This window comes from Acetatifactor aquisgranensis (genome assembly GCF_943193215.1).
Taxonomy (GTDB): Bacteria; Bacillota; Clostridia; order Lachnospirales; family Lachnospiraceae; genus Acetatifactor; species Acetatifactor aquisgranensis.
Genome location: NZ_CALPDH010000007.1, coordinates 78,833 through 104,480, shown reverse-complemented (window position 1 = coordinate 104,480; position 25,648 = coordinate 78,833). Strand labels below are relative to the sequence as shown.

Annotated in this window: 25 protein-coding genes, 1 pseudogene and 1 riboswitch; of the genes and pseudogenes, 20 read left to right on the top strand and 6 right to left on the bottom strand. The window is 53.4% G+C overall.

All coding sequences use genetic code 11. From position 1 onward, the window contains the following. Positions 1-19: 19 nt before the first annotated feature. Positions 20-1,381: a glycoside hydrolase family 28 protein gene (locus tag NFS35_RS08160; RefSeq protein ID WP_251206633.1), complete on the top strand. Its 1,362-nt coding sequence runs from the start codon at positions 20-22 to the stop codon at positions 1,379-1,381. Positions 1,382-1,469: 88 nt separating this feature from the next. Here NFS35_RS08160 and NFS35_RS08155 read toward each other — a convergent pair whose 3' ends face one another. Further along, positions 1,470-2,753 carry an amidohydrolase family protein gene (locus NFS35_RS08155; RefSeq protein ID WP_251206632.1) on the bottom strand — a complete coding sequence of 428 codons (1,284 nt, stop codon included), beginning with the start codon at positions 2,751-2,753 and terminating at the stop codon, positions 1,470-1,472. Positions 2,754-2,876: 123 nt separating this feature from the next. After that, positions 2,877-3,635, bottom strand: coding sequence for a flagellin N-terminal helical domain-containing protein (locus tag NFS35_RS08150; protein ID WP_251206631.1), 759 nt, complete (start codon positions 3,633-3,635; stop codon positions 2,877-2,879). A 281-nt stretch (positions 3,636-3,916) separates the two neighbouring features. Next, positions 3,917-3,995, top strand: a riboswitch (ZMP/ZTP riboswitch). Between the two features lie 116 nt (positions 3,996-4,111). On the opposite strand from NFS35_RS08150, the gene NFS35_RS08145 reads away from it, so the two are divergent. The 6 genes from NFS35_RS08145 to pdxR all read left to right on the top strand — a co-directional run bounded on the left by NFS35_RS08145 (position 4,112) and on the right by pdxR (position 11,055). Next, the gene (locus NFS35_RS08145; protein ID WP_251206630.1) at positions 4,112-4,837 is read left to right on the top strand and encodes an IMP cyclohydrolase; all 726 of its coding nucleotides are present in this window, start codon (positions 4,112-4,114) and stop codon (positions 4,835-4,837) included. Positions 4,838-4,961: 124 nt separating this feature from the next. Continuing rightward, positions 4,962-6,179 carry a phosphoribosylaminoimidazolecarboxamide formyltransferase gene (locus tag NFS35_RS08140; RefSeq protein ID WP_275564672.1) on the top strand — a complete coding sequence of 406 codons (1,218 nt, stop codon included), beginning with the start codon at positions 4,962-4,964 and terminating at the stop codon, positions 6,177-6,179. Between the two features lie 160 nt (positions 6,180-6,339). Continuing rightward, positions 6,340-6,726 carry an NUDIX hydrolase gene (locus NFS35_RS08135; protein WP_251206629.1) on the top strand — a complete coding sequence of 129 codons (387 nt, stop codon included), beginning with the start codon at positions 6,340-6,342 and terminating at the stop codon, positions 6,724-6,726. Between the two features lie 195 nt (positions 6,727-6,921). Then, positions 6,922-8,598: a glutamine--tRNA ligase/YqeY domain fusion protein gene (locus NFS35_RS08130; RefSeq protein ID WP_251206628.1), complete on the top strand. Its 1,677-nt coding sequence runs from the start codon at positions 6,922-6,924 to the stop codon at positions 8,596-8,598. Positions 8,599-8,678: 80 nt separating this feature from the next. Further along, a complete protein-coding gene (locus tag NFS35_RS08125) occupies positions 8,679-9,614 on the top strand; it encodes a DUF2225 domain-containing protein (RefSeq protein WP_251206627.1) in 936 nt (311 codons plus the stop codon). Positions 9,615-9,636: 22 nt separating this feature from the next. Beyond that, on the top strand, positions 9,637-11,055 hold the full coding sequence (pdxR, locus tag NFS35_RS08120; protein ID WP_330640119.1) for a MocR-like pyridoxine biosynthesis transcription factor PdxR: 1,419 nt from the start codon (positions 9,637-9,639) through the stop codon (positions 11,053-11,055). Positions 11,056-11,236: 181 nt separating this feature from the next. Here the strand turns inward: pdxR and NFS35_RS08115 are convergent, their stop codons facing one another. Further along, a complete protein-coding gene (locus tag NFS35_RS08115; RefSeq protein WP_251206625.1) occupies positions 11,237-11,638 on the bottom strand; it encodes a hypothetical protein in 402 nt (133 codons plus the stop codon). Between the two features lie 174 nt (positions 11,639-11,812). Here NFS35_RS08115 and NFS35_RS08110 point away from each other — a divergent pair, with 174 nt between their 5' ends. Continuing rightward, the gene (locus tag NFS35_RS08110; protein WP_251206624.1) at positions 11,813-12,415 is read left to right on the top strand and encodes a TetR/AcrR family transcriptional regulator; all 603 of its coding nucleotides are present in this window, start codon (positions 11,813-11,815) and stop codon (positions 12,413-12,415) included. Between the two features lie 21 nt (positions 12,416-12,436). Here the strand turns inward: NFS35_RS08110 and NFS35_RS08105 are convergent, their stop codons facing one another. Next, positions 12,437-13,195 (bottom strand): DUF6062 family protein, encoded by a 759-nt coding sequence (locus NFS35_RS08105; protein WP_251206623.1) that lies wholly within the window; start codon positions 13,193-13,195, stop codon positions 12,437-12,439. 257 nt (positions 13,196-13,452) lie between these two features. Between NFS35_RS08105 and NFS35_RS08100 the strand changes: the two genes are divergently transcribed. From NFS35_RS08100 to NFS35_RS08075, 6 genes are all read left to right on the top strand, one after another. Next, positions 13,453-14,793, top strand: a complete 1,341-nt coding sequence (locus NFS35_RS08100) for an MBOAT family O-acyltransferase (protein WP_251206622.1) — start codon at positions 13,453-13,455, stop codon at positions 14,791-14,793. Between the two features lie 78 nt (positions 14,794-14,871). Further along, on the top strand, positions 14,872-15,999 hold the full coding sequence (locus tag NFS35_RS08095) for a GDSL-type esterase/lipase family protein (RefSeq protein WP_251206621.1): 1,128 nt from the start codon (positions 14,872-14,874) through the stop codon (positions 15,997-15,999). Between the two features lie 191 nt (positions 16,000-16,190). Next, on the top strand, positions 16,191-17,585 hold the full coding sequence (locus NFS35_RS08090; RefSeq protein ID WP_251206620.1) for a uracil-xanthine permease family protein: 1,395 nt from the start codon (positions 16,191-16,193) through the stop codon (positions 17,583-17,585). A 129-nt stretch (positions 17,586-17,714) separates the two neighbouring features. Further along, on the top strand, positions 17,715-18,854 hold the full coding sequence (locus NFS35_RS08085; protein WP_251206619.1) for a dipeptidase: 1,140 nt from the start codon (positions 17,715-17,717) through the stop codon (positions 18,852-18,854). Between the two features lie 400 nt (positions 18,855-19,254). Then, on the top strand, positions 19,255-19,500 hold the full coding sequence (locus NFS35_RS08080; protein WP_251206618.1) for an HPr family phosphocarrier protein: 246 nt from the start codon (positions 19,255-19,257) through the stop codon (positions 19,498-19,500). Positions 19,501-19,711: 211 nt separating this feature from the next. Next, positions 19,712-20,539 carry a pyridoxamine kinase gene (locus NFS35_RS08075; protein WP_251206617.1) on the top strand — a complete coding sequence of 276 codons (828 nt, stop codon included), beginning with the start codon at positions 19,712-19,714 and terminating at the stop codon, positions 20,537-20,539. Between the two features lie 106 nt (positions 20,540-20,645). Here NFS35_RS08075 and NFS35_RS08070 read toward each other — a convergent pair whose 3' ends face one another. Beyond that, complete coding sequence (locus NFS35_RS08070; RefSeq protein WP_251206616.1) at positions 20,646-20,888, bottom strand: uroporphyrinogen decarboxylase family protein; 243 nt, start codon at positions 20,886-20,888, stop codon at positions 20,646-20,648. An 85-nt stretch (positions 20,889-20,973) separates the two neighbouring features. Here NFS35_RS08070 and NFS35_RS29250 point away from each other — a divergent pair, with 85 nt between their 5' ends. The 3 genes from NFS35_RS29250 to NFS35_RS29245 all read left to right on the top strand — a co-directional run bounded on the left by NFS35_RS29250 (position 20,974) and on the right by NFS35_RS29245 (position 22,848). Next, positions 20,974-21,264: a DUF6609 family protein gene (locus NFS35_RS29250; RefSeq protein ID WP_330640118.1), complete on the top strand. Its 291-nt coding sequence runs from the start codon at positions 20,974-20,976 to the stop codon at positions 21,262-21,264. Between the two features lie 282 nt (positions 21,265-21,546). Further along, complete coding sequence (locus tag NFS35_RS08060; RefSeq protein WP_251206614.1) at positions 21,547-21,996, top strand: helix-turn-helix domain-containing protein; 450 nt, start codon at positions 21,547-21,549, stop codon at positions 21,994-21,996. Between the two features lie 123 nt (positions 21,997-22,119). Beyond that, positions 22,120-22,848: a DUF3239 domain-containing protein gene (locus NFS35_RS29245; protein ID WP_330640105.1), complete on the top strand. Its 729-nt coding sequence runs from the start codon at positions 22,120-22,122 to the stop codon at positions 22,846-22,848. Positions 22,849-22,851: 3 nt separating this feature from the next. Here the strand turns inward: NFS35_RS29245 and NFS35_RS29630 are convergent. After that, positions 22,852-23,040, bottom strand: a pseudogene (locus NFS35_RS29630) (recombinase family protein); the annotation flags it as partial. 344 nt (positions 23,041-23,384) lie between these two features. Between NFS35_RS29630 and NFS35_RS08045 the strand changes: the two are divergent. The 3 genes from NFS35_RS08045 to NFS35_RS08035 are packed head-to-tail and all read left to right on the top strand — an operon-like array spanning position 23,385 to position 25,608. After that, positions 23,385-23,768, top strand: a complete 384-nt coding sequence (locus tag NFS35_RS08045) for a hypothetical protein (RefSeq protein WP_251206612.1) — start codon at positions 23,385-23,387, stop codon at positions 23,766-23,768. Further along, on the top strand, positions 23,765-24,808 hold the full coding sequence (locus tag NFS35_RS08040; RefSeq protein WP_330640103.1) for an ABC transporter ATP-binding protein: 1,044 nt from the start codon (positions 23,765-23,767) through the stop codon (positions 24,806-24,808). Before NFS35_RS08045 ends, NFS35_RS08040 begins: the two co-directional genes overlap by 4 nt. Then, positions 24,805-25,608, top strand: coding sequence for an ABC transporter permease (locus NFS35_RS08035; protein WP_251206611.1), 804 nt, complete (start codon positions 24,805-24,807; stop codon positions 25,606-25,608). Before NFS35_RS08040 ends, NFS35_RS08035 begins: the two co-directional genes overlap by 4 nt. Positions 25,609-25,648: the final 40 nt, after the last annotated feature.

Below are 25,648 nucleotides of genomic sequence, written 5' to 3'. Positions count from 1 at the left end.
ATAGGACGGGAGGGAGAAAATGTCATTAAAATATGAAATATCCGCATGCGAGTTTGGACTGAAAGTCAATGAATCCTGTGTACAGACTAAAGCCATTCAGGCGGCCATCGATTTTTGCTATGAGCGCGGCGGGGGAATCGTGGTGATACCGGCTGGAGAATTCATTACAGGAGGAATACGGCTCAGAAGCGATGTCTATCTGCGCCTGCTGGGAGGGGCCCGTCTGAAAGGCACTCGCGCCCCGCAGGACTACTGCGCATACAGGGAGGATAGGATAGAGCCCTTTGAGGAAGAAGACCTCGTGGAGGCGGCATGGACGCCGGCCGGCACGCCGGGCAGGGTATCTGTTGCATCCAGGCCGGGAAGCCGCTGGAACAATGCTCTGATTCGCGCGTATCGGGCGCAGAATACAGGAGTCATCGGGGAAGAGGGAGCTGTTATCGACGGCAGTGATTGTTATGATGAGCAAGGAGAGGAATACTATCGCGGGCCTCACGGAATCAGCCTGTGGCATTGCGGGAATGTCAGGCTGAGCGGCTATACGATTCAAAATAGCGGCAATTGGGCCCATGCGATTTTCTGCTGTGAGAATGTAGCTGTGGGTAATGTGACTGTCCTGGCAGGCCATGACGGAATCCATTTGAAATCCTGCAAAAATGTCCGCGTCACACAGTGCGGATTTTATACAGGAGATGACTGTGTAGCAGGGACTGCAAACCTGAATGTGTACGTGGGGGAATGCATCATGAATTCCGCCTGCAGCGCGCTGCGGTTCGGCGGTACGAATGTATTGGTGGAAAAATGTAAAATGTTCGGACCATGCCGTTACTTCTTCCGGGGAAGTCTGACTCTGGAGGAAAAAAGGCGTGGAGCGGCAGCGTCTTCTGAGGGAAAGCGTAAGAATATGCTGAGTGCATTCACCTATTTTGCAGATTTCTCTTTTCCGATTGAGCTGCAGCCGGGAAATATCATTCTGTCTGACTGTGAGATTGATGGTGCGGATCGCTTATTGCATTATAATTTTTCTGGCAATGAGACATGGCAGAAGAACCGGCCTTTGAAATCCCTGCAATTACATAATATTAAAGCGACGAATATAGGCATGACGAGTACTGCATATGGATCGAAAGAGGTCCCGCTGGAATTAGAGATAACTAACTCTGAGATATCTTTTCGGGATGGGGCACAGAAAGAGCCGCTCATGCAGGCAAATCATTATAAAAAAATAGTGCTCAAAAATCTTGTGCTGAAAAATAATGAATCGGAACCCCTGATACTCACCTGGCAGAAAGAAGGCGAAATTGAAATGAGCGGTATACAGACGGACAATACATGTGTCGTCGGGCTTTCCCAGAAACCCTTTGCGTGTCAGGCAATATAGAAAAATGGGATTTAAAGCCGATTATAATCTGCATATCCATCCACTGATTTCACACCGCTACGGACAGGATTTCCGATGCCTGCGCATTTTACATGAATTTATCCAGCTCTGTCTCCACCTCCGGCATCTTCTTCACTTTAGGATCACGGAAAATCCCGCCCCGGGCCACCACCATGCTTAAATCGCGCAGGGCAGTCAGGTCATCCAGAGGATTCTTTTCGCAGACGATGAAGTCGGCGGATTTGCCGGTCTCAATGCTTCCTGTCACATCCCCGATGCCTGCGATTTCCGCGTTGCGCTTCGTGGCGGTATACAGCGCAAAGGAGTTTGGGACGCCGCAGCATTTATGGAAGTACTGCAGCTCCCGCCACATGCCGTAATGGGTCACATAAGGACATCCGGTATCCGTGCCCAGACCTACCGGAATGTCGTTTGCCAGACATTGCTTCGCACATTCCACGATTCCCTTGAAGACGATTTCCCCATTGTACCGTTCCGTTTCGCTTACATGGCTGACTTCCGGGTCAAAGAGGGCATAGGGCAGAGCGGGGGAGAGGGTGGCCACATGGACCGCGCCTGTCTCCTTGAACAGGCGCAGGATTTCCGCATCCGGCTTTGCACCATGCTCGATGGTGTCCACGCCGTTTTCCAGCGCTGTGCGGAGGCCCTCCGGGCTCTCCACATGAGCGGCCACGGGAAGCCCCAGCTTATGCGCTTCCTCACAGGCGCTCTTTACTAGTGCCGGAGACATCTTCAGGACGCCAGGCTCTCCCTTTACGGCGGCATCCAGCACGCCGCCTGTAATCATGAGCTTTATCAGGTCAGGCTTGTCCCCGGCGATTCTGCGGACATACATGGCCGCCTCTTCGGGAGTGGTGGCCTCATAGGCCAGAGAGCCTGCCATATGCCCCTCCGGCACGGATACCGCCATGTTGCCTGCCAGAATGCGGGGGCCCGGGGTCTTGCCTGCATTGATCAGGTCGCGGATCCGGGTGTCGTAATTCTCTATGCCGCCCACAGAGCGGAAAGTGGTGACGCCGCTGAAAAGCTCCGTGCGGCAATAGACCTTGTACATGTGCTCGATGTACTTGCGGGTCAGGGCGTTGGAGGTGGCCAGCTTCACGCTCTTTTTGGCATCCATGGGCTTTTTGACGGGTTTCCCGCTCGCCGGGATATGGACATGCAGATTGATCAGGCCGGGCATCAGATACCGGCCTTGCAGATCCACAACCTCAAAGTCTGTGAAATCACATTCCTTTTGGGGCAGGATTGCTGTGATTTTGTCTCCGTCCACAAGAACGGCACAGTCCCGCCGGGGAATCATATTCTCACTGCCGTCGAGGAGAACCAGATTCGTAAAAGCTGTCTTCATATCGCACAATACCTCCTGCTTTTTCGTAAAAAGAAGCCGGACCCATGACTGTCATCATAAGTCCGGTATGCTTTCGGTTCAATGAGCCGATCCGCGGAGCGCGGCTGCAGCTGGCACCAGGTTCTACTGGAACAATTTCAGCACCATGGAATCCTGATTCATCTGCTTCTTCAGCATCAGGTTCCTGTACTCGCTGAGCAAATCCTCTTTCTTCTTCTCGGAAATGGCCTGGGGCATATCCAAATCTTCGATGCGGCTCCTGGAGCTGAGCTGCTCTAAGCTTGCGCCTGTATTGTAGTTATAGGCATGCTCCAGACGGTTGGTGGAAGCGCCCAGGCCGCTTCTCTGGCTGGCCACTCTGCTGATGGCGTCGTCGATGGTGTCCAGACTGAACTTCTTGGTCACATCGAAATCTGCGATGCCCAGCGCCTCCAGCGTGGAATTGGCCATGCCGATGCGCATGCCGCTTCCGTCGGGATTGGTGGCGATGTGCATGTCGGCCATGCTTCCGTCCAGGAGCTTCTGCTCGTTCAGGGAAGTGGTCTTGGACATGGACTGGATGCCGTCTTTCAGCTGGTTGATTTCGTCCTGGTAATATTTCTTGTCTGATGCGGAAGCAAGGCCGTTCATGGAGCGCAGAGCCAAATCACGGATTCTCTGCAGATAATCCATCACGCCGCCCAGGGCGCCGTCGGCCACATTCAGAGCGCCCATGCCTTCTTTCGCGTTCTGGGCACCTACGTTCAGCCCGGTCTCCTGGGCCTGCATTTTCTTGCCTATGGCAAGCCCTGCCGCATCGTCAGCCGCGGTGTTGATACGCTTGCCGCTGGAGAGATGGGAATATGAATTATAAATTCTATTGGTTACAGTCATGCTACTCATAACGGAACCTCCTGTTCTTCTATATTTATATTCCAATAAAAGCACATAACCTTTCGCTCGTACCTGCTTTTCTTCATTATAGTATTTTCTCCAGGATTTTTCAACTGGAATTTTGCCTATTTTTGGAAAGTGCAATGGAAAACTTATTTGCCAAAAGAAAAGGAAAAAGAACAAATAAATTCCAAAAAGTCCTTGCATATTCCGAAAGGAAAGTGTAAGATAAAAAGCAGGCCGCCTGAGAAATCAGAGTTGGCCGCTGAAGAATATGGAATCTCTGAGAGAATGAACTGTATGACTGACGGAAGTGGGATGACCCACAGGGAGTGCAGTGAGTAGAAGCCGACCGTCTGGGCACCGCTTGTTTTTGGTGCCCGGAGAGTCGGTTTGTTTTGTTTGGCGGAACTCAAAACAGTATATGCCCCGCGTATTGATATCTGGCGGGGGATATACGGAGCTGGAATCAGGAGGGAAAAGAGATGCAGCAACTGAATCAGGAACTGAAAAACAATGCATACCCCGGCAGGGGAATCGTCATCGGGCGGTCCGCTGACGGCAAAAAAGCGGTCATTGCCTACTTTATTATGGGAAGGAGCGTGAACAGCCGCAACCGTATCTTCGTCACAGAGGGAGAGGGCATCCGCACCCAGGCCTTTGACCCGGCCAAGCTGTCGGATCCCAGCCTGGTCATCTACGCCCCGGTGCGTGTGCTGGACGCCGGGGACGGACAGGGAACTGACACGATTGTCACAAATGGGGATCAGACGGACACCATCTACGAAGGCCTGTCGAAAGGGCTTACCTTCGAGCAGTCCCTGCGCAGCCGCCAGTTCGAGCCGGACGGCCCCAATTACACCCCAAGGATTTCCGGGCTGGTGCATATCCGGGAGGGCTGCTTCGACTACAGCATGTCCATTTTAAAGAGCAACGGCGGAGACCCTTCCTGCTGCAACAGATATACTTTTACCTATGACAACCCAGCCCCCGGGGAGGGCCGTTTCCTCCATACCTACATGCATGACGGAGACCCGCTGCCCAGCTTCCGGGGAGAGCCAGGGACTGTGGCCATAGAAGGGGACATCGACAGCTTCGCGGGTATGCTGTGGGAGAGTCTGAACGAGGAGAACAAGGTATCCCTGTTCGTCCGCTTCATCGATATTGCCACAGGACAGTATGAGACCCGCATTTTAAATAAGAACCAATAGTGGAAGCCCGTTCCGGCCATGGCGCAGATTTTGTTGGATTATGCCCCGTAAAAGGAGGCAGACGTAAAACAAACGGCGGGAAGTGGAAAAGCCGGAAATGAAACAGACGGAAATGAAACAGACGATGCGGCAAAGCAGAAAATCAGGAAAGGAAAACGAAATCATGAAAGAAATCGAACTGAAATACGGATGCAACCCCAACCAGAAGCCTTCCAGGATCTATATGGAGGACGGCAGCGATCTGCCGGTCACCGTGCTGAACGGCAGGCCGGGCTACATCAATTTCCTGGATGCCTTTAACGGCTGGCAGCTGGTGAAAGAGCTGAAGGCGGCCACGGGCCTGCCCGCCGCCACATCCTTCAAGCATGTGTCTCCCGCGGGCGCGGCAGTGGGCCTCCCTCTGGACGAGACCCTTGCGAAGATTTACTGGGTGGACGACCTGGGCGAGCTGTCTCCCCTGGCCTGTGCCTACGCCAGGGCCAGAGGCGCCGACAGGATGTCCTCTTTCGGGGACTTCATCGCCCTGTCCGATGTCTGCGACAAGGACACGGCCAGATTGATTAAGCGGGAAGTGTCCGACGGCTGCATCGCCCCCGGCTACACGGAAGAGGCGCTGGCCATGCTGAAAGCCAAAAAGGGCGGAAATTATAATGTCATTCAGATTGACGAATCTTACGCGCCTGCTCCGCTTGAACGAAAGCAAGTATACGGAATTGCGTTTGAACAGGGGCGGAACGAGCTGGATGTGAATGGGGATCTGCTGTCCAACCTGGTCACGGCGAACAAGGAGATTCCGGAGGAAGCCCTGACAGACATGAAGATTGCCCTGATTACCCTGAAATACACCCAGTCCAATTCTGTCTGCTATGTAAAGGGCGGCCAGGCCATCGGCATCGGCGCTGGCCAGCAGTCCCGCATCCACTGCACCAGGCTGGCGGGCACCAAGGCGGACAACTGGTTCCTGCGTCAGTCCCCCCAGGTGCTGGGCCTGCAGTTCGTGGACAAGCTGGGACGTGCGGATCGGGACAATGCCATAGACGTCTACATCGGGGACGAGTACATGGACGTGCTGGCAGACGGCGCCTGGGAGAAGGTCTTCAAGGTGAAGCCCGCCGTCTTTACCAGGGAAGAGAAGCGCGCATGGCTTGACCGGATGCAGGAGGTCACTTTGGGCTCGGACGCGTTCTTCCCTTTCTCGGACAATATCGAGAGGGCCCGCAAGAGCGGCGTGAAATACATCGCCCAGCCCGGCGGTTCCGTCCGGGATGATGCCGTGATAGAATGCTGCGATAAATACAACATGGTGATGGCGTTCACGGGAATCCGCCTGTTCCATCATTGATATCAGAGAATCGTCTCTGACTGACAAATACCCTAAAAAGGGATTGCGGTAAGAGGCAGCGCCGCAGCAGGGGAATGTGGCAAAAAGAGTAAAAAGCATGTACGGATTTGCGAGGGCGCATCGTGAAATGCCTGTCTGTCCGGTTAGGAGGAAAAACGCTGTGGAAGGAAAGCTGAGGAACATGACGGCCATCTATCTGTTCAGGGGAGACAGGGTGCTCCTCCTCTACAGACAGGGCGGCAGGGTGGTCAGCGATGTCTGGACGGGCTCGGCAGGGGGCTATATTGCATTCCGGAAGACAAAGGGAGAGATAAGGCAGAATTATTACTTTTTCGCGGATATAAAAGAACATGTGGACGATAATCTTGTCTCCAACGAGGGTCTGTGCAAATGGTTTCCTCTGGAAGAGACAGGCTCTCTGGAAATGCCCCTTTCGGCAAAATATATCATGGATCATTTCCGGGAAACCGGGCGCCGCACGGACAAAACCTATATCTGTGCCGCACGCGCCGATAAAGGGGACATCCTGGAACTGCCGGAATCTTGATAAGAGACAAGAGGACTTTCATGTTTTTTTCAGGAATGTACTGAATCTTGTTGAAAGAAATTGCGAAGTTATGATATAATGGCTTTATTCGCGGCATGGAGCGGGCGGAATGGCCATCTTGAGGATACCCGGCCTGAATGCAGGCCGGAGGGCAGCAGATGCCGCAGACGTATAGGAAAGGCAAGGACCTGACAGATGAGCGAGACGGAATCCAGAAATTTTATTGAAATGATCATAGACAAGGACCTGGCGGAAGGCGCATGCGAGACCGTGCACACCCGCTTCCCGCCGGAGCCTAACGGCTACCTGCATATCGGACATGCCAAGAGCATACTTTTGAACTACGGCCTGGCCCGGCAGTACAACGGCAAATTCAACATGCGCTTCGACGACACCAACCCCACCAAGGAGGACATCGAGTTCGTGGAATCCATCAAGGAGGACATTCAGTGGCTGGGGGCGGACTGGGAGGACCGGCTGTTCTTCGCCTCCGATTATTTCGGGCAGATGTACGAGGCGGCGGTGAAGCTGATCAAAAAGGGCAAGGCCTATGTCTCGGACCTGACCGCGGAGCAGATTCGTGAATACAGGGGAAGCCTGACCGAGCCGGGGAAAGACGACCCTTATAATACCCGCACGGTGGAGGAGAATCTGCAGCTGTTCCAGGAGATGAAGGACGGAAAGTACGGGGACGGGGAGAAGGTGCTGCGGGCCCGCATCGACATGGCCTCGCCCAACATCAATATGCGCGATCCCGTCATTTACCGTGTGGCGCACATGAATCATCACAATACCGGAGACGCATGGTGCATCTACCCCATGTATGATTTCGCTCACCCCATTGAGGACGCCATAGAGGGAATCACCCATTCCATCTGCACGCTGGAGTTCGAGGATCACAGGCCTCTCTACGACTGGGTGGTGCGGGAGCTGGAATACCCTCATCCTCCCAAGCAGATTGAGTTCGCCAAGCTGTACCTGAAGAACGTGGTGACGGGAAAGCGGTATATCAAGAAGCTGGTGCAGGAGAATATCGTGGACGGCTGGGACGATCCCCGGCTGGTGTCCATCGCGGCCCTGCGCCGCCGGGGTTTTACGCCGGAGTCGATCCAGAAGTTTGTGGAACTGTGCGGCGTCTCCAAGGCCCAGTCCATCGCGGATTACGCCATGTTGGAATACTGTATCCGGGAAGATCTGAAGGCGAAGGCGCCCCGTCTGATGGCGGTGCTGGATCCGGTGAAGCTGATCATCGACAATTACCCGGAAGGGCAGACCGAAATGCTGACAGTGGGGAACAATCCTGAGAACGAAGCCCTTGGCAGCAGGGAAGTGCCTTTCGGCAGGGAGCTGTATATCGAGCGGGAGGACTTCATGGAGGAGCCCCCGAAGAAGTACTTCCGGATGTTCCCGGGCAATGAAGTGCGCCTGATGAATGCCTATTTCGTGAAGTGCACCGGCTGCGTCAAGAACCAGGCAGGCGAAGTCGTGGAGGTGCACTGCACCTATGATCCGGCTTCCAGAGGTGGGAACAGCCCGGACGGAAGGAAGGTGAAGGGCACCATCCACTGGGTGGCCGCCGACACTGCCCTGAAGGCGGAAGTGCGGCTGTATGAGAATATCATCGATGAGGAAAAAGGGGTCTACAACGAGGACGGAAGCCTGAACCTGAATCCCAATTCCCTGACCGTCAGGGAGACTTGCTATCTGGAGCCTGCCTTTGCGGGAGCGGAAAAATATGCGAGGTTCCAGTTCGTGAGACAGGGCTTCTTCTGTGTGGACGCAAAGGACTCTGCGCCGGACGCGCTGGTGTTCAACCGCATCGTGTCCCTGAAGAGTTCCTATGTATTGCCGAAGCCCGATGCCGCGCAGTGAGGGGGGAACGTCAGGGGCAGCAGGCTGAAAGCATCCGTCGGCAGAAGAGAGGATTACGGGCCTGAGCACAGCAGGGGCCCATGCAAAAAGAAAAGGCGCCCTCCGGGCGCCGTGGAATGAAGCAGGGCTTTGACAGAGTCCTGGGCGGGGTGGAGAAGAGTATGGGAATCTTATCAGGTTTAAAGAGTCTGGGCCTGGGGAACCTGGAGGATGTGAGCCTTTTCGAGGAGCCGAAGAAAGCTGAGAAGGCAAAAGCGGAGCCCATGGCCGCACCGAAACCGGAAGAAAAGGATTTGATATACGACAGGTCTTTCGTATGTCCGGTGTGCGACAGTTCCTTTACTTCCAAAATCATGAAGTCCAATAAGGCGAAGCTCCTGGGCACGGATTTTGATCTCCGGGCCAGGTATGACGGAATCGATGCAGCCAAGTATGAGGTGGTGATGTGCCCGATATGCGGCTATGCGGCGCTGATGCGGTATTTTACGGGCATTACATCCAGTCAGGCGAAGCTCATCAGGGAGAAGATCAGCCAGACCGTGCGCATCACGCCTCACCAGGGCGATATTTATACCTACAAGGAGGCGCTGGAGCGGTATAAGCTGGCGCTGGTGGGAGCAGTGGTAAAACATGCAAAGAACAGCGAAAGGGCGTATATCTGTCTGAAGTATGCCTGGCTGGCCAGAGGATACGCCGAAAGCCTGAAAGAAAAGGAGCAGCCGGATCAGACGCTGATTACGGAACTGGCAGGGCAGGAAAATGAACTTCTGCAGCATACCTACAAGGGCTTCACGGAGGCCAGGCAGACGGAGATGTTTCCCATGTGCGGCATGAATGAGGTCACTGTGGATTATCTGCTTGCGGCGCTGGGGATGCGGTTTCAGGATTTTGAGGTATCCATGCGTCTCCTCAGCAGCATCATCACGTCCAGGACAGCCAATTCCCGTATCAAGGACAGGGCGAGGGATATGAAAGAACAGGTGATGCTGGAGATGAAAAAGAAACAGCAGGGATGAACGGGGGAATGCTTTGAATGAGATGACGTTTCAGATACGGACAGAGGGGGACAGCTGTCTGTATGAGCAGATATATCAGCATATCAAAGGGGAAATCAAAGGAGGGAAGCTTCTTTCGGGGGAGAAGCTTCCTTCTACGCGTTCTCTGGCAGAATATCTCCAGGTGGCCAGGAGCACGGTGGACTATGCCTATGGGCAGCTGCTCAGCGAGGGCTATATCGAGTCCAGGCCCTATAGGGGATATTTTGTCTGTCCCATGGAAGATCTGCTGCAGCTGGACGCTAGCCTGCCGGCGCTGGCCGGCAGCATATCGGCAGAAAGAGAGGCCGGAGCAGAGAATTCCATCGGTACGCAGTCCAAAGGGATCATTGATTTTTCCCCCTATGACATTGACATGACGGGATTCCCGTTCAGCGTATGGAAAAGGATTACCAAAAATATCCTTACTTATGCCAACAGTGACCTGTTCGCCAGAGGCGAGGCCCAGGGGGACTATGGACTGCGCCGGACCATCAGCCGTTACCTCCATTCATCCAGAGGGGCGGACTGCAGGCCGGAGCAGATTATCGTGGGGGCGGGAAATGACTATCTATTGCTTTTGCTGGAAAAAATCTTAGGCCGCCATGTGCGTATCGCCATGGAGAATCCCACTTACAAGAGATCTTACAGGCTGTTCTGTTCTTTTGCATATGATATCGTCACCGTGGACATGGACGAGTGCGGCATGCGGGCGGACAAGCTGGAGCAGGCGGATGTGAGGGCTGCTTATGTGATGCCGTCCCATCAGTTCCCTTTGGGGACCGTGATGCCGATCGGGCGGAGGATGGAGCTGCTGAAATGGGCTGACGGAAGTGCGGACCGCTATCTGATTGAGGATGATTACGACAGCGAATTCCGCTTCCGGGGCAAGCCGATTCCTGCCCTGCTGGCGTCGGATGGTCACGCGAAAGTCATATATGTGGGGACTTTTTCCAAAGCCATCGCTCCTGCCATCCGCGTCAGCTTCATGGTGCTGCCGGATTCGCTGCTGAAGAAATACCTGGAGGACTGTTCCTTTTATTCCTGTACGGTGTCCCGCATCGATCAGAGCATTCTGAACGAGTTCATCGGGGAGGGATATTTTGAGCGGCACCTGAACAAGATGCGCAAGATTTACCGGGCAAAGCATGAGCTGCTTCTGGACTGTCTGGGAGATATGCGGGACAGCTTTGAGGTGTCGGGAGAGAACGCGGGGCTGCATCTGGTACTGACTGCGAAGAACGGCATGGGGGAAGGGGAGCTGATCCGCAGGGCGGCAGACCGGGGCGTGCGGGTCTATGGACTGTCCGAGAGCATGGTGGAGGCGGCCCCTGACAGCCGGACGGTGCTCTTGGGCTTCGGCGGGCTCGGAGAGGCGGAAATCAGGGAGGGCATGGCTCTCTTGCATGAAGCCTGGAAGTAAGAAACGATAGAATCCGCGCACTGCCGCCTGCGGCGGGAATGTGCCTTGCACAAAAACACAGGATATCGCGGGGACGGTTCTTCCCTGCCATATCCTGTGCATCTGCCTTATTTTGGATTTTCGAAAATGTGGTTCATGCGGCTGCGATAGTGGCGGGCCTAAAGCCATGCCTGGCCGCAGGTTAGTTGTCGCTGATGGGAGGCTCTTCGTCAGAGCTGTCTTCTTCGTCAAAGAATTCTTCCACAGTCTCCTCCGCTTTCTGGGCGGTCTCCGCAACCTGCTCCGAGAGAGGGGTGAAACCGCTTTCTTCTGCAGCAGCAGCCTCTTTCCCGGGGGATTCCTCAGAAGCAGCCTCACCGGCAGGCGCTTCTTCTCCCGCTGTCTCGGGCTGTACGTCGGGAGTCAGAGGGACGTAGCTGCGGGAATCATCGGACTTGGTCTCCTCGTCCTCACTGAAATCATCGTAATCTTCTTCTGCGATGTCCGCCTCTGCATTTTTCTTGCGAGCGAAATAGCAGACGGCGCCAATCGCGGAACCGATTACTGCGCTGAACACCAAAAGCTTTCCAAATTTTTTAGCCATAAGTGACTCCTTTCAATATGGGTTCATTTTTTCTGATACTATGATATTAATACTATTTTGCAGAATTGAAAAGAGAATATGCATAATTTTACTAAAAATTTATGATTTGCTTTCCGTTAGGGTCAGGGCATGTTATAATCATTTTATTATCCCTTTCAGAGGAGCGTCTTACATATGAATAGTAAATTCTTCGACATAAAAAAAGAGAAACAGGACAGAATCATCAACGCTGCCCTGAAGGTTTTCGCCATGCAGGGCTACCGCCGCGGCAGCACCGATGACATTGTGAAAGAGGCGGCCATCAGCAAGGGGCTGCTCTTCCATTACTTTGGCAGCAAGGTGGGGCTCTACTGCTTCGTTTACGACTACAGCGTCAGGTTCATGAATCTGGAGCTGCGGTCTACGGTGGACGCCGATGAGACGGATCTGTTCGCGCTTATGAAGCAGGTGGAATGCGCCAAGATGCATGCGATGAAAGGGTATCCTTACATGCAGCAGTTCCTGAACCGCTCCCTGTCGGAGGACTCCTATGAGGCGCTGCTCTCCACAGAGGAGAAGCGGGATGCCCTGGCGGAGACCTACGCCGTCATAGACAGCCAGATTGACTATGCTACCCTGCCAGAGAGCGTGGATGGGGAAAGGCTGCGCAAGATGCTGGACTTCACCATCAAGGGCCTGCTGACAGAGCGGTTCCAGGACGCTTCTTTCCAGCCGGAGATGCTCTATGAGGAAATCTGCGGCTATCTGGACATGGTCAGGGGAATCGTCTATCGTTGACGGATTCAGGAACGCGGCCGGTTATTTGCTCATCTGATAGGGGCCGTCCGCGGGATAACCGCCTTTTAATTTCTGCATGCCGCGCTGGATGGCGTCCCTGGAGTTCTTCCAGTCAGCGTCTTTGTTGCGGTAGTCGAATTTTTCCACCATCCACGCCACGTCCTCTGACAGGCGGCTCATATTGCTTTCCATGAGGGGGAATACAGTACCGTAGAACTCTTCCTTTGTGTTGTTGGAGAGCCTGGTATCCGCCGCCTCGCACAGGTCTCCGAAATGGTGCAGGCAGAAGCCCTTGCCGTCCTTTATCTTCTGGCGGAACGCATCGTCCTGATTCCAGAGGTAGAAAAAGGTGTCCATGTATCTGGCGTAAGTGTCGGCAAAGTGGTCACAGATGTAGCAGGAGGATTCCTTTTTACGGACCCATGCGGCGATGGGGTTGGAATCCGTGGCCTTGCGGAGCTTGTCCTTGAAAGAGGTCTTGGCGGGCTTGAAATGGGCGAACTCGTTTTTCATCTCGCCGATGACTTTCTGATAATGGGTCTTCAAGATCCAGGCATTGCCCAGCGTATTGCCGTAGTCGAACATTTTCTGAAAATGCTGTCTGCAGAAACCGGCCTTGTCCGTCATCTCGCGGATGTCAGCCTCCATATAGGAGGAGCCGCTTCCCAGCACAAAATCCAGGAGATTGCGCTCCACGCTTCTCTCGATGAAGCAAAATGGGCACTCGTCATCCGCGTTCACGGCGTCATTTAAGGGGATGGTGTATAGTTGTTCTTTCATGGTCTCGTCCTTTCTGTGCTTGTTATAGATAGTTTACAATAGTTTTTACATAAATGCTACATATTTGTAACGATTTGGAAAGAGAAATTAATTATTTTTAAGTTGTAAAGTGAGCGAAAGCAAGTTAGTATTATATATAGAGACGATAAAATTAGAACCGATGAAAGATGTGATGATTCTTGATATTCAGTAGTATAGAATTCTTACTCTTCTTTCTTCCGTTATTTTTGATATTTTACAGCATGGTCCCCGCAAAGATGAAAAATGTGACACTTCTGTCAGGAAGTCTTATTTTTTATGCTTATGGGGAGTTGAGGTATCTGCCGCTTCTCATGCTGTCCATCCTGGTCAATTATTTCTTTGGCCTGCATCTGGGACGCAGGGAGCCGCACAAGGCAGATGGGGAACAGAAGAGTAAGCTTAGAGCGAATAGATTAAAACTAAATAGAAGACGCAGGGCGGTGTTCGTCATAGCCATCCTGTACAATGTGGGGATTCTGGCGGCATTTAAGTATGTTGATCATGGTATGGCAGGGGGCTGCCTGCCCTTGGGCATCAGCTTTTACACCTTTCAGATTCTCTCCTATCTGATAGATGTGTACCGGGGAAACCAGCGCAGGGAGCCTTCTTTCCTGAAGTTCGCCACCTACATCTCCATGTTTCCCCAGCTGCTCTCGGGGCCTATAGTGAACTATGGGGAAGTGCGGAAGAGCCTGACCTCCCGGGAGTTCACGGCAAAGGGGGTGCAGGAGGGATTCAAGGTATTCACCATGGGGCTGGCTGCCAAGGTGCTCCTGGCGGACCGGATAGGGCTCCTGTGGCAGGAGGTGCAGGTGACGGGATTCGCGAGCATCTCCACGCCCCTGGCCTGGCTGGCGGCCATCGCCTACTCCCTGAAGATATACTTTGACTTTTTCGGCTATTCTCTGATGGCTATGGGGCTGGGCAGGATGCTGGGATTTACGCTGCCTGAGAATTTCAACAATCCCTACATGGCCACATCGGTCCGGGACTTCTACCGCAGATGGCATATGACGCTGGGACGGTGGTTCAGGGAGTATGTGTACATTCCGCTGGGCGGGAACCGCAAGGGAGAGTACCGGACAGTCTGCCATCTGCTGGCGGTCTGGTTCCTGACCTCCGTCTGGCATGGCATCACGGGCAATTTCCTGATCTGGGGGATGCTCCTGTGGCTGGCGATTGTGATTGAGAGACAGCTGGATGCCCTGGGGGTGACGGCAGTGCTGGAAAAGGCGCCCGGAAAGCTGCTGTCCCGCCTCTATGTGTGGGCGTACATTCCGATTACATGGGTGTGCTTCGCCATTACGGACATCGGGCAGCTGCAGGTTTTCCTGGGCAGGATGTTCCATGTGATTCCGGGCATCCGGGTCAGCGCGGGGGACTGGCACAAGGCCCTGGTGAATTACGGCGTGCTGTTTGCTTTGGGGGCCATTGCCTCTACGCCGCTGCTGCAGAAGCTGTTTCGGCGGTTCAAGGACAACTGGCTCGTGATGGCGCTTTTGGCGGCGCTGTTCTGGCTGTGTGTCTGGCGGCTCCGGGTGGAGGGGCAGAACCCTTTTATGTATCTGCACTTCTGAGGGAAAAGAAAGCCGCGCGGCAGGAATCCAAAACTGCTTAGTGCGGGGAAACGGAAAGAGATAAACCGGGTGATGTAAATGAAATGGCTGAAGAAATGGTTCTACCTGATATTGCTGGTGGGAATGGGAATCATATATCTGACCTGTGTGGACAAATGGCAGGTCTATGCAGAATCCGTGCAGACGGCAAAGAACTGGTATGAAAACTTAAGGCAGGGAGACGTGCTCCTGGCGGACGGCGCGGTGGATAGTATGGCAGAGGGAATGGCAGATGCCGATTCTGACGGTGGAGATGCAGGCGGACAGCCCGGTGCCGACGGAGAGGGGAACGGCTCGCCGGACGGTTCGGGCGCGGAGGGAGAAACGGTGGAAAGCGGGACACAGCCCGGCCAGCCTGCCGGGGGAGATACGGCGGGTGTCGGTCAGATGCCTCCTTCCGGGGAAAACGGGGAGCAGGGCGGCGGTCCGGCGGGAACATCTGCTCCGAACGGTGAAAGCGGAGAGTCTTCCGGGGAGAATCCCCCCGCAGAGGGCCCGGAAAACCCGCCGGAGGGAAGCGGAGGGCAGGGCGGCGATGCCCCGTCCGAACCGGCAGAGCCGAAAGAAGTGGCCTATATGACCGTGGAGGATGATTATTTCGCGGATGCCGTATTCATCGGGGACTCCAGGACAATGGGGATGTTCGAGTATGGGGGCCTGGAGGAGACGGCAGCGTTTTACTGCTCTACCGGGCTGACGGTGTACAAAATGTTCGATTCGGAAATCGTGCCCGCGCAGAACGGGAAGATAACCGTGGAGGAGGCCCTGCAGCAGAATTCCTTTGCCAAGATTTATCTCTGCATCGGCATCAACGAGATGGGCACAGGCACGGTGGAGTCCTTTCTGGAGGCGTATCAGGAGGCGGTGGACCACCTCAGGGAGCTGCAGCCGGATGCCATCATATATCTGCAGGCGATTATCAAGGTGACCACGGAGCGCTCCGGTCAGGGAGATTATATCACCAACGAGGGCATCGCGGCCCGCAACGAGGGAATCGCCCTGATGGCGGACAATGAGCATGTCTTTTTCCTGGATGTGAATCCGCTTATCTGTGATGAGACCGGCGGGATGGTTCCGGAATATACCTTCGACGGGGTGCACCTGATGGCCCAATATATCGATATCTGGAAAGATTTCCTGAAGAGCCATGCCATTGCTTTGCCATAAAAATGAGTTAGTCCATGGATTTTATGAAATCTCTCCTTGACGGATGGATAGTGAAATATTATTATAAATGTCAGAGGTTGTAGTTGGAACGACTGCAGCCTCTTTCCATGAGGAGCGAAAGCTCTCTTGTGGCAGAAAAATATACAGTCAGGTGGGGGAGAGCTGTCTGACGGATACAGGAGGAAGAGTTCATGAGCGAAAAAAAGAAAACGGCTTCCGGAGCGAAAGGCATCGGTGAAACATGCATCTATGATGCCAGAAGCCTGGGAGCACCCAAAGTGCTGGTACTGGGCGTGCAGCACATGTTTGCCATGTTTGGCGCCACGATTCTGGTGCCCATGCTGACAGGCCTTGACGTGTCCACTACATTGTTGTTCGCGGGGCTGGGCACCCTGCTGTTCCATTTCCTGACAAAGGGTAAGGTACCCGCATTCCTGGGATCCTCTTTTGCGTTCCTGGGCGGATACGCGACCATCGCGCCACTGGCGGATGCCTCCGGGAATGCCATGGACAATTCCGGGCTTCTGCCCTACGCCTGCTTCGGCGTCGCCTGTGCCGGGCTGGTATATCTGCTGCTTTCCCTTTTGATCAGGCTGTTCGGCACGGGAAAGGTGATGCGGTTCTTCCCTCCTATCGTGACGGGGCCTATCATCATTGCCATCGGCCTGACCCTTTCCCAGTCCGCCATCGACAACTGCTCCTCGGACTGGCTGATCGCCATTGTGGCCATCGCCCTGGTGATTGTCTGTAATATCTGGGGCAAGGGCATGGTGAAGATCGTGCCCATCATCATCGGCGTCATCGGTTCTTATGTGCTGGCAGGCATCCTGGGCCGGGTAGACTTTACCGCCGTGAAGGAAGCCGGCTGGATCGGGCTCCCCGTCCACTGGAACCAGACAGCCTTTTGGGCGCTGTCGGACGGCGACGTATCTCTTCTGATTACTTCCGTGATCACTATCATGCCTATTGCTCTGGCTACGATCGTGGAGCATATCGGCGATGTTTCCGCCATATCATCTACTGTAGAGAAGAATTTCATCAAGGATCCGGGACTTCACAGGACGCTTTTGGGCGATGGGCTGGCCACAATCATGGCGGCGCTCTTCGGCGCTCCGGCCAATACCACATACGGTGAAAACACCGGCGTGCTGGCCCTGACGAAAGTGTACGATCCCCTGGTGGTGCGGATGGCGGCGCTGTTCGCAATCCTGTTCTCTTTCTCGCCGAAATTCGCGGCTGTCATCGGCTGCATGCCCACCGCCACCTGCGGCGGCGTGTCGCTGGTGCTGTATGGCATGATTTCGGCTGTTGGCGTGCGCAATATCGTAGAGACCCGGGTGGACTTCGCAAAGAGCCGCAATGTCATCATCGCCGCTTTGATTCTGGTGCTGTCCATCGGCATCAATTACAGCGCTGCGGGCTCTGTGGGATTCACGGTAGGCGATTTGTCCATCAGCTTCTCCGGAATCGCGGTTGGAGCGCTGACAGGCATCATCCTGAACGCCATCCTGCCCGGGAAAGATTATAAGTTCGATGACGACAAGCCGGACGGCACGGGCGTGGACTTTGCCGTGAGGGGAAGATAAGCCGTAAACGAAATCCATAAAGACTTACCTGTGCTGCAGCTCAGTCGATGACTGGGCTGCAACATTCATCTGTGGTAAACACAAGCTTTGCAAAGAGCGGGGGCAATCTCCCGGAGAATGGAGGTAATCATGAAAATCATCGATATGCACTGTGATACGATCGGCAGTCTTTTTGCCTTAAAGGAAAGGGGAGAGGCACAGGCCCGGAGCCTGCGGCGCAACAGCGGCCACATTGACCTGATGCGGTTGAGGGAAAGCCATTATCTGATTCAGAACTTCGCCATGTTCGTCCCCCTTAGCGGGTGCGATGACCCCTGGGAGCGGGTATGTGCCATGTATCGCTGCTATCAGGAAGAGCTGGAACGCAATCAGGACATTCTGGCCCCTGTGTTCTGCTATCGGGACATTGCGCAAAACGAGGCTGCAGGCAAGGTGTCCTCTCTGCTCACTGTGGAAGAGGGAGCCGTATGCAGGGGAGAGGCGGAGAAACTGCGGGAACTTTACCGGATGGGCGTCCGGATGATTACTCTTACATGGAATTTCGATAATGAAATCGGGCATCCCAATTTTGACAATGGGCTGCGGGAGAAGATGGAGACGGCCATGAAAGCCTGGAAAGCCCTGGAGGAGGGCACGGTGCAGCAAGAACAGCTGCACACGGTGCAGCAGGAAAAGCTGCACCGGGCGGAATGGGAGGAGGCGCGGCTGGCGGCACAGGCGGCCTATGACGTGTACATGCATACGCCGAACCTGACAGGCGGGCTGACGGAAAAGGGAATAGAGCTGGTGGCGGAGATGGAGAACCTGGGCATAATCCCGGATGTGTCCCATCTGTCGGACGCCGGGTTCTACAATGTGCTGGAGGTGACGAAGAAGCCTTTCGTGGCCAGCCATTCGGATGCCAGGGCCGTGTGCCCTAACGTGCGGAACATGACGGATGACATGATTGCGAAGCTTTCTGAACGGGGAGGCGTCATGGGGCTGAACTTCTGCGCGGATTTCCTGGAGGAGAAGCCGCTGGGGGAGGATAATCCCGGCACCATCGCGGCGGTGGTGCGCCATGCGAAGCACATCGTGAACGCAGGCGGAATCGACGTGCTGGGACTGGGCAGCGATTATGACGGAATTCCCACCCACAGAGAGCTGCCCGGCGCGCAGAGCATGGGGAGGCTGTGGGACGCGCTCCGGGATGCCGGGTTCTCGGAGGGTGAGCTGGATAAGATTTTCTATGGAAATGTGCTGCGGGTGTATAGGGATACGCTGGGGTGAGCGTCCGGGGAGGAGCTTTATCGGTATCGGCGTCTGATTCCGGTTAAGATTCCTTCGCCGGGACTGTACGTTGACGCAGTTTTTTTATTTCAATAGCGGGGCAGGAGAGCGCATCTGATCTCTCTGCCCCGCTTCTTTTGACGGCTTTGTTACACTGTGGTTCCGGCCGGCATTGCCAGCGGGGTTTGTCCTATAGTAACATATACGGTATTTCAGTGGGGGATATACGCTGAGCAGTCTGCATAAAATGAGGAAAAAGTTTCGGCAGATTAAATAAAAGTATTTTTAAAAAATTATGGAAAACAACAATTTACAAAATGGAAAACCTGATATATTATTTTACCTCGGAAAGAAAAAATCGGAGCTGTCTTCCGGAGAAAGGCGAGAAAAGGTGATATTTATGCAGCAGGTATTGGTTAAGTTCGAGGATGTAGATCAGGTAAGGGACTTTGTAAATGCAGTCAGCATGACAGAGGCTAATTTTGAATTGGGCTCCGGCAGCCGTATAGTGGATGCGAAATCCATTCTGGGCGTATTCGCCCTTGATTTGGCGCAGCCCCAGCGGCTGGTATGCGATTCTGATGATTCGGCGATTCTGGAAGAGATAGAGCCTTTTCTCGTCAGAGAAGACAGGCTGAGGGCATAACGGGATACCCGGGGGTGGGTTTAAAATCAATCAACCTATTGACGTAGTATGTAAATAGTGATACGATGTCTCTGGACAGTTTGTATCGGGGCCGAAAAATAAGCGTATCCGGCCTGTCTGTCCCGGACAACAGAATGGGCTCCGCCGTCTTGGATGACGGAATGCGTTCCGTTGCAGAAGTGCGCGCCGCAACGCGCAGATGGAGATTGGTTTGAAAAGAGTATTGACCATACAGGACATCTCATGCCTGGGGAAATGTTCCCTGACGATTGCGCTGCCTGTCATATCCGCCCTTGGCTCCGAGACGGTCATCCTGCCCACAGCAGTCCTGTCCACCCACACCATGTTCCGGAACTTTACCTGCAAAGACCTCTCTGACCAGATCCGGCCCATCGCGGACCACTGGAAGAGCGAGGGCGTGGCCTTTGACGCCATCTATACCGGATATCTGGGGACAGTGGAGCAGATTGACCAGATAAAGGAGCTGTTCCGCAGTTTCCGGGGTGAAAATACGACGATCATCGTGGATCCCGTGATGGCGGACAACGGAAAGCTGTATCCCGCCTTTGACATGGACTATGTAAAGAAGAACGCCCGGCTCTGCGGGGAAGCGGACATCATCATGCCCAACATTACCGAGGCCGCTCTGATGACAGGCATGGAGTACAGGGAGGAATACGACGAAGCCTATATCAAGGAACTGCTGGCACGGCTCAATGAACTGGGCGCGGGCATCAGTGTCCTGACCGGGGTGTCCCTGGAAAAGGGGAAGACCGGCGTGATGGGATATGAGCGCGGGACAGGGGAGTATTATGTCTATCAGAACCGGAGGATTGACGCGGCCTATCACGGCACGGGTGATTTGTTCTCCAGCACCTGCGTAGGGGAAATCATGAGAGGGAAGGACTGGCGCGACGCCATGCGCATCGCCGCCGATTATACGGCCCATACCATAGAGGTGACCCTGGGCAATCCTGACAAGCCCTGGTACGGCGTGGATTTCGAGGCCACCATTCCGGAGCTGATCGGGATGGAATGAGGAAGCCGGCGCTGCCTGTAGCGTGCCATCAGGGGAATTCTCTGTATAATGGAATGCAATAGGATTCTCAAGGTGTTTGGATAGGAACCGCCTGTCTCGGGAAAGCTTACCGCGTATAATCCCGGCAGGCCTGGATGTAAGCCCGGATGTTCTCCCAGGGCACTTCCGGCTCCGGAAGATGGGTGGGCGAGACCAGGAGCCCTCCCTTCTTGCCGGTGATGTCCAGGTTCCTGAACACCTCCGCGCGTACCTGTTCCGGCGTCCCGAAGGGCATGGTGGTCTGGGTTCCAATCGTCCCGTGGAAGGAGAGCCTGTCCCCGTATTTCCCATGAATCTCCCCGAAGTCCATGCACTCCGGCTGCTCACCTTGTTCAGCAGGAACTCCGCCATTTCGTCCTCGGACATCATGTCTCTGCCACATTGTCAAGTGAAGAATTCATTCTTGTATTGCTGGCCCGTTTATCCCCGGATGGCATTGGAGGCAGATATGGCTTGGTGTACTGATGGCAACATCAATACATTTCTTCTTATGGTTTTTTGTACATGGTTGGAGTATGGTAGTATTGGGGATTGTATGTATGGTTATCGTAACAATGGGCTATATTTTTACGGGCATACCAGTTTCAGTTATTTGCATTGCAGATGCGATGGTTAAACTGATATGCGGAATATATTTGTTATTTATTGCAAAACCATCAAAATACATTCCTAATGTGATAAAGTAGCGAATGTGCAAAGAAACAACTTTATATTTGTCGAGCAGAACAACACATCATCACAGAGCCAGACGCATAAGACGCAGAGACGAAAGACTTGTGAAAAATCACAGTTATCGGGAGGTTATGGCGAGCGACAAATGGGAAGTTGTACTGGGAAAAATAAAATTATTTAGCCAATAGATAATAATGGGAAGTTATTTTTGCATAAATCCAATGCAGCGTTTCACATTTCAACGGAGCGTTTCTTGAATATGGTGTTTCTTGTGATATTATGAAATCGGAAAGAAGGTGAAAATATTGAACGCTCAAAAAACAGGCAGTCTGATTGCCGCTATCAGGAAAGAACAAAATCGCACGCAGCAGGATTTAGCGAATGAATTGGGAGTATCGAGTGCAGCTGTTTCAAAATGGGAACGAGGTATCGGATTTCCGGATGTATCTCTTATTGAACCATTAGCTGCATCCCTGGGGATTTCCATAGCAGAATTATTCAAGGGCGAAAGAACAGGAAACAGCGTTGATATCGAATACGAAAGTCTGTTGTCAGATGTTGTAAAAGTATCAGCCAATGAAATAACCAGGAAGAAAAAAATAACGAATTGGATGATTGCTATTACTGTTGCTGTTCTTTATTTGATGATTTCTGTAATATCACACAAGTGGGAAATAACCTGGGTAGTCTGGATTGTATATTGTTTTTATCGGATTTTTACTGAATATATCTATAAAAAATATTAGCAATTTATATATTCGGTGATTAAATTCTGCCAATAAACCCGATAAACGGCGATTGAAACATATAGAATGAAATGGTAAAGATTAATCGCCGTTTATATACAGAAACGTAAGAAACGGAGAAAAATGGTCGATTATTCACAATTTGAGGCAAGTGTAAAATCCGGCATCCACGCAGATGTGAGCCGGATACGGCAGAAGGATGAAATAATAAAAGCCGTCGTCAAAAAGCGGAGAAGCTCCGCGATAATCTGTGTGTGCTTCCTGTGTATGGCAGGAATTTCTTTATTTAAAAGCTGGATTCCCGCCGTTATTTGCCTCCTTCTTGCATTGTTTTTCCTATGGCGGGCTGTCGGAAAATTTTCTGACGAATATTTACGTGAAATGTACGAGGAGGGGCTTTTGGTTCCCGGCATGATCGTGAAAACGGAACCCCTTACTATCATGGCAATCGCAAACATGACCGCGCGGGATGGCGCGGCAGCTGTAAATGGGTGCTACTGTCTGGAGGTAAAGGAGCTTGACGGGGCGCAAAAAATTCTATTTGAAAAAATCCCCTGCTCCTGTTTTTTCTGCTATGAGGGCGGCGATTACCATTCTTCCTTCCAGCCCCATCCTCTCTATTGGGGAACGGCAGATCAGCAGTCTATTCAAGAAGCGCTAAGACAGGTGGAGGAAGACAACAAAGAAAATACAAAAGATGAATGGGAAGTGCTCAAGGAGGTTGCGCGGCAGTTCCCTGATTTGGGAAACGGAAATTTGATTCTATTGGATGAAAATTACGTTCCCTTTGGGAAAAAGAACTACATGGACAGCAACTATAAGCCCCTCAATGAGGAAGCTGACACCAAGTAATACCGGGCTTATGATGGCTTCATGGCAGCCCTCAAGGACTTCCCATTCCTCATGGGGAATGATGTCATAGGTATTGGAGCGGATTCCTTTCTGGTGCGTCCGGCAGACAAAATGTGTGCCCTTGTAAAACGGGTTCCGCAGGATATGGCTGATTCCTGCGCTCCCCCACGAATAATAATTCACGTCACACTCAAAGCCTGTACATTTTTTCTGGTTGACTTTGCCGTCCAGGTATGGTAAGCTGTGGAAGTAGGGAGCAGTGCCTGTGCGGCGCGGCACTCCTGATTATTAGGAAAGCGGAGGTTGTTTATGTTAAGCATTGTGAGAGATGAGGGCATGGCGAATTGAATATTTGCCGGGCAGGATGTATTCCCTCTGGGAGTCTGCCCGCATGCCGGTGGGGAAACACCGGTGTATCTGCCTTACCGGGTGCTTGACATATTTCAATCGTTTCGAGAGTTTAGTGGCAGCAGAGGGCGCATAGAGTGCGTTTTCTTTTTCTGCGACAGGATGGATTGGACGAGGAGCATGGCTGTATGGCCATGTTTTTTTGTGTCTTTTTCTGGATTCTGTGCGTGCAGTGTCCGCAGACCATGGATCAGGTCTGGATTGCGGCGCTGCGTGCTGACGCTGAGGATGACGGCTATGGCGAGGTATGTCCGAATGGACAGATGCCATGGCCTTTTTTGTGCATTTGGGTGGGGACGGGATGCTGCGGGAGGGACGACAGGAGCGGGGGCAGGGGGTTGCGGGAGGAGCGATGGAGAGGGAATGGCAGAGAATGGGCAGCAGAGGGGAGACGGAAAGGGAATGGCAGGGAATGGACAGCCAGAGGATGGACGAAAGTGAGGGAATGGCAGAGAATGGGTAGCAGTAGAGGGAATGGCAGAATAGGGGCAGCAGAGGATGGACGAAAGTGACGAAAGTGAGGGAATGGCAGAGAATGGATAACAGAAAGCGGGGAAAGGATATGAATATCATAGAGACGAGACAGCTATCGAAGACATACCGCAGAGTAGTGAAGCGGGAGGGGCTTGGGGGAAGCGTCAGGAGCCTGTTCAGGAGGGAATACGAGGAAAAGCAGGCGGTACGGGACATGGATTTCTCGGTTCGCGAGGGGGAATTCGTAGGCCTGATTGGGCCCAACGGAGCGGGCAAGACCACCCTGATCAAAATGCTGACGGGAATCATCGCGCCCACCTCCGGGGAGATTCAGGTCATGGGATTCTGTCCGAACGATTTAAAGAATGATTTCAAACGGCAGTACGCTATTGTCATGGGACAGAAGAGCCAGCTTTTCTTTGAGCTGACCACCAACGACACGCTGCGGATGTTCCAGGAGATCTACGGCCTGAAAGAGCGGGAGTTTCAGGAGACGAAAGCTTATTTCACGGAGCTGTTCGGGGCGGAGAAGCTGCTGGACGTGCAGGTGCGCACCCTGTCGCTGGGGGAGCGGATGAAGATGGAGCTCATGGCGGCGCTGCTGCACAACCCCAGGATTCTGTTCCTGGATGAGCCCACCATCGGGCTGGACGCGGTGGCATCCAGGCAGATTCGGGGGTTCTTAAGGGAAATCAATCAGGAGAGGGGAACGACGATTCTTCTCACGTCCCATTACATGGAGGACATCCGGTCATTGTGCGACAGGAGTGTCGTCATCAACCATGGGCAGAAGATTTATGACGGTGAGACATGGGAGCTTTTTGAAAAGTATCAGAGGGACAGACAGGTGACAGTGAGCTTTGACCAGGCAGTGGAGAGGACGGAGCTGCCGGATGGGGCGGTGCTGGTGGAGGAGACGCCTTATAAGAAAGTGATCCGTGTGCCCAGGGAAGAGTCGGGTGCGCTTCTGCAGAGGTTGATGGGGTATGGGCCCAAAGACATCATTGTGGAAGAGGATGAAATCGGCAGGGTGGTGGAGCGGATTTACGGGGAAGGGGAAAACAGGGAGGAGCGATGAGAGAGATGAGGAAATACAGGGAAATCATGCATGTCTACATCAAGTCCCAGCTGGCGTGGCGGGCGGATGTGGTGTTCAATATGCTGTTCACGGTGGCGAAGATTCTGTTCGCCTGGCTGCTGTGGGGAATGGTTTTCAGGGAACGGAATACCGTAGCAGATTTTACGTTCCATGGGATGCTGTCGTATTATATCGTCAGTTCCTTTTTGTCCCAGCTGGAGATGTCCGGGGGAATCAGCGGGGAGATCAGCGCCAGGATCCGGAACGGGACTTTTTCCAATTATATGGTGATGCCTGTGAGCATAGAGGGGTATTTCGCCGCCATGGAGGTGGGGGTAGTGCTGTTCTATCTGTGCTTTGACCTGCTGGCGGCGATGGTCTGGATTTTTGTCTTCCGGATTCAGTTCCTGTTCGCAAGGAGCGCTGTGGTTTTGGGGTGTGCGCTGCTGATGACGGTGCTGGGGCTGTTCTTCATGGTGCAGCTGAATTATTTCCTGGGGATTCTGACTTTGAAATATGAGGAGATCAGCACTTTCCTGATGATCAAGGACAACCTGGTCTCGCTGGTGACGGGGACGATTGTGCCGCTGGCGCTGTTCCCGGAGGGCGTGGTGGGCGTCATGAGGCTGCTGCCTTTCTATTACGTGACGTATCTGCCATCCATGCTGTTCACGGGGCGGTGCGCGGAGGAAGCGGTGAGAGGGCTTGTGGTTCTGGGACTCTGGTGCGTCCTGATGCAGTGGGCGATTGTGGTTACCTGGAGGAAATATCGTGTAAAATATGACGGCGTGGGAGTGTGAGAAGTACATTCACACGGAAGCGGTTGGTTTGAAGTGCTAT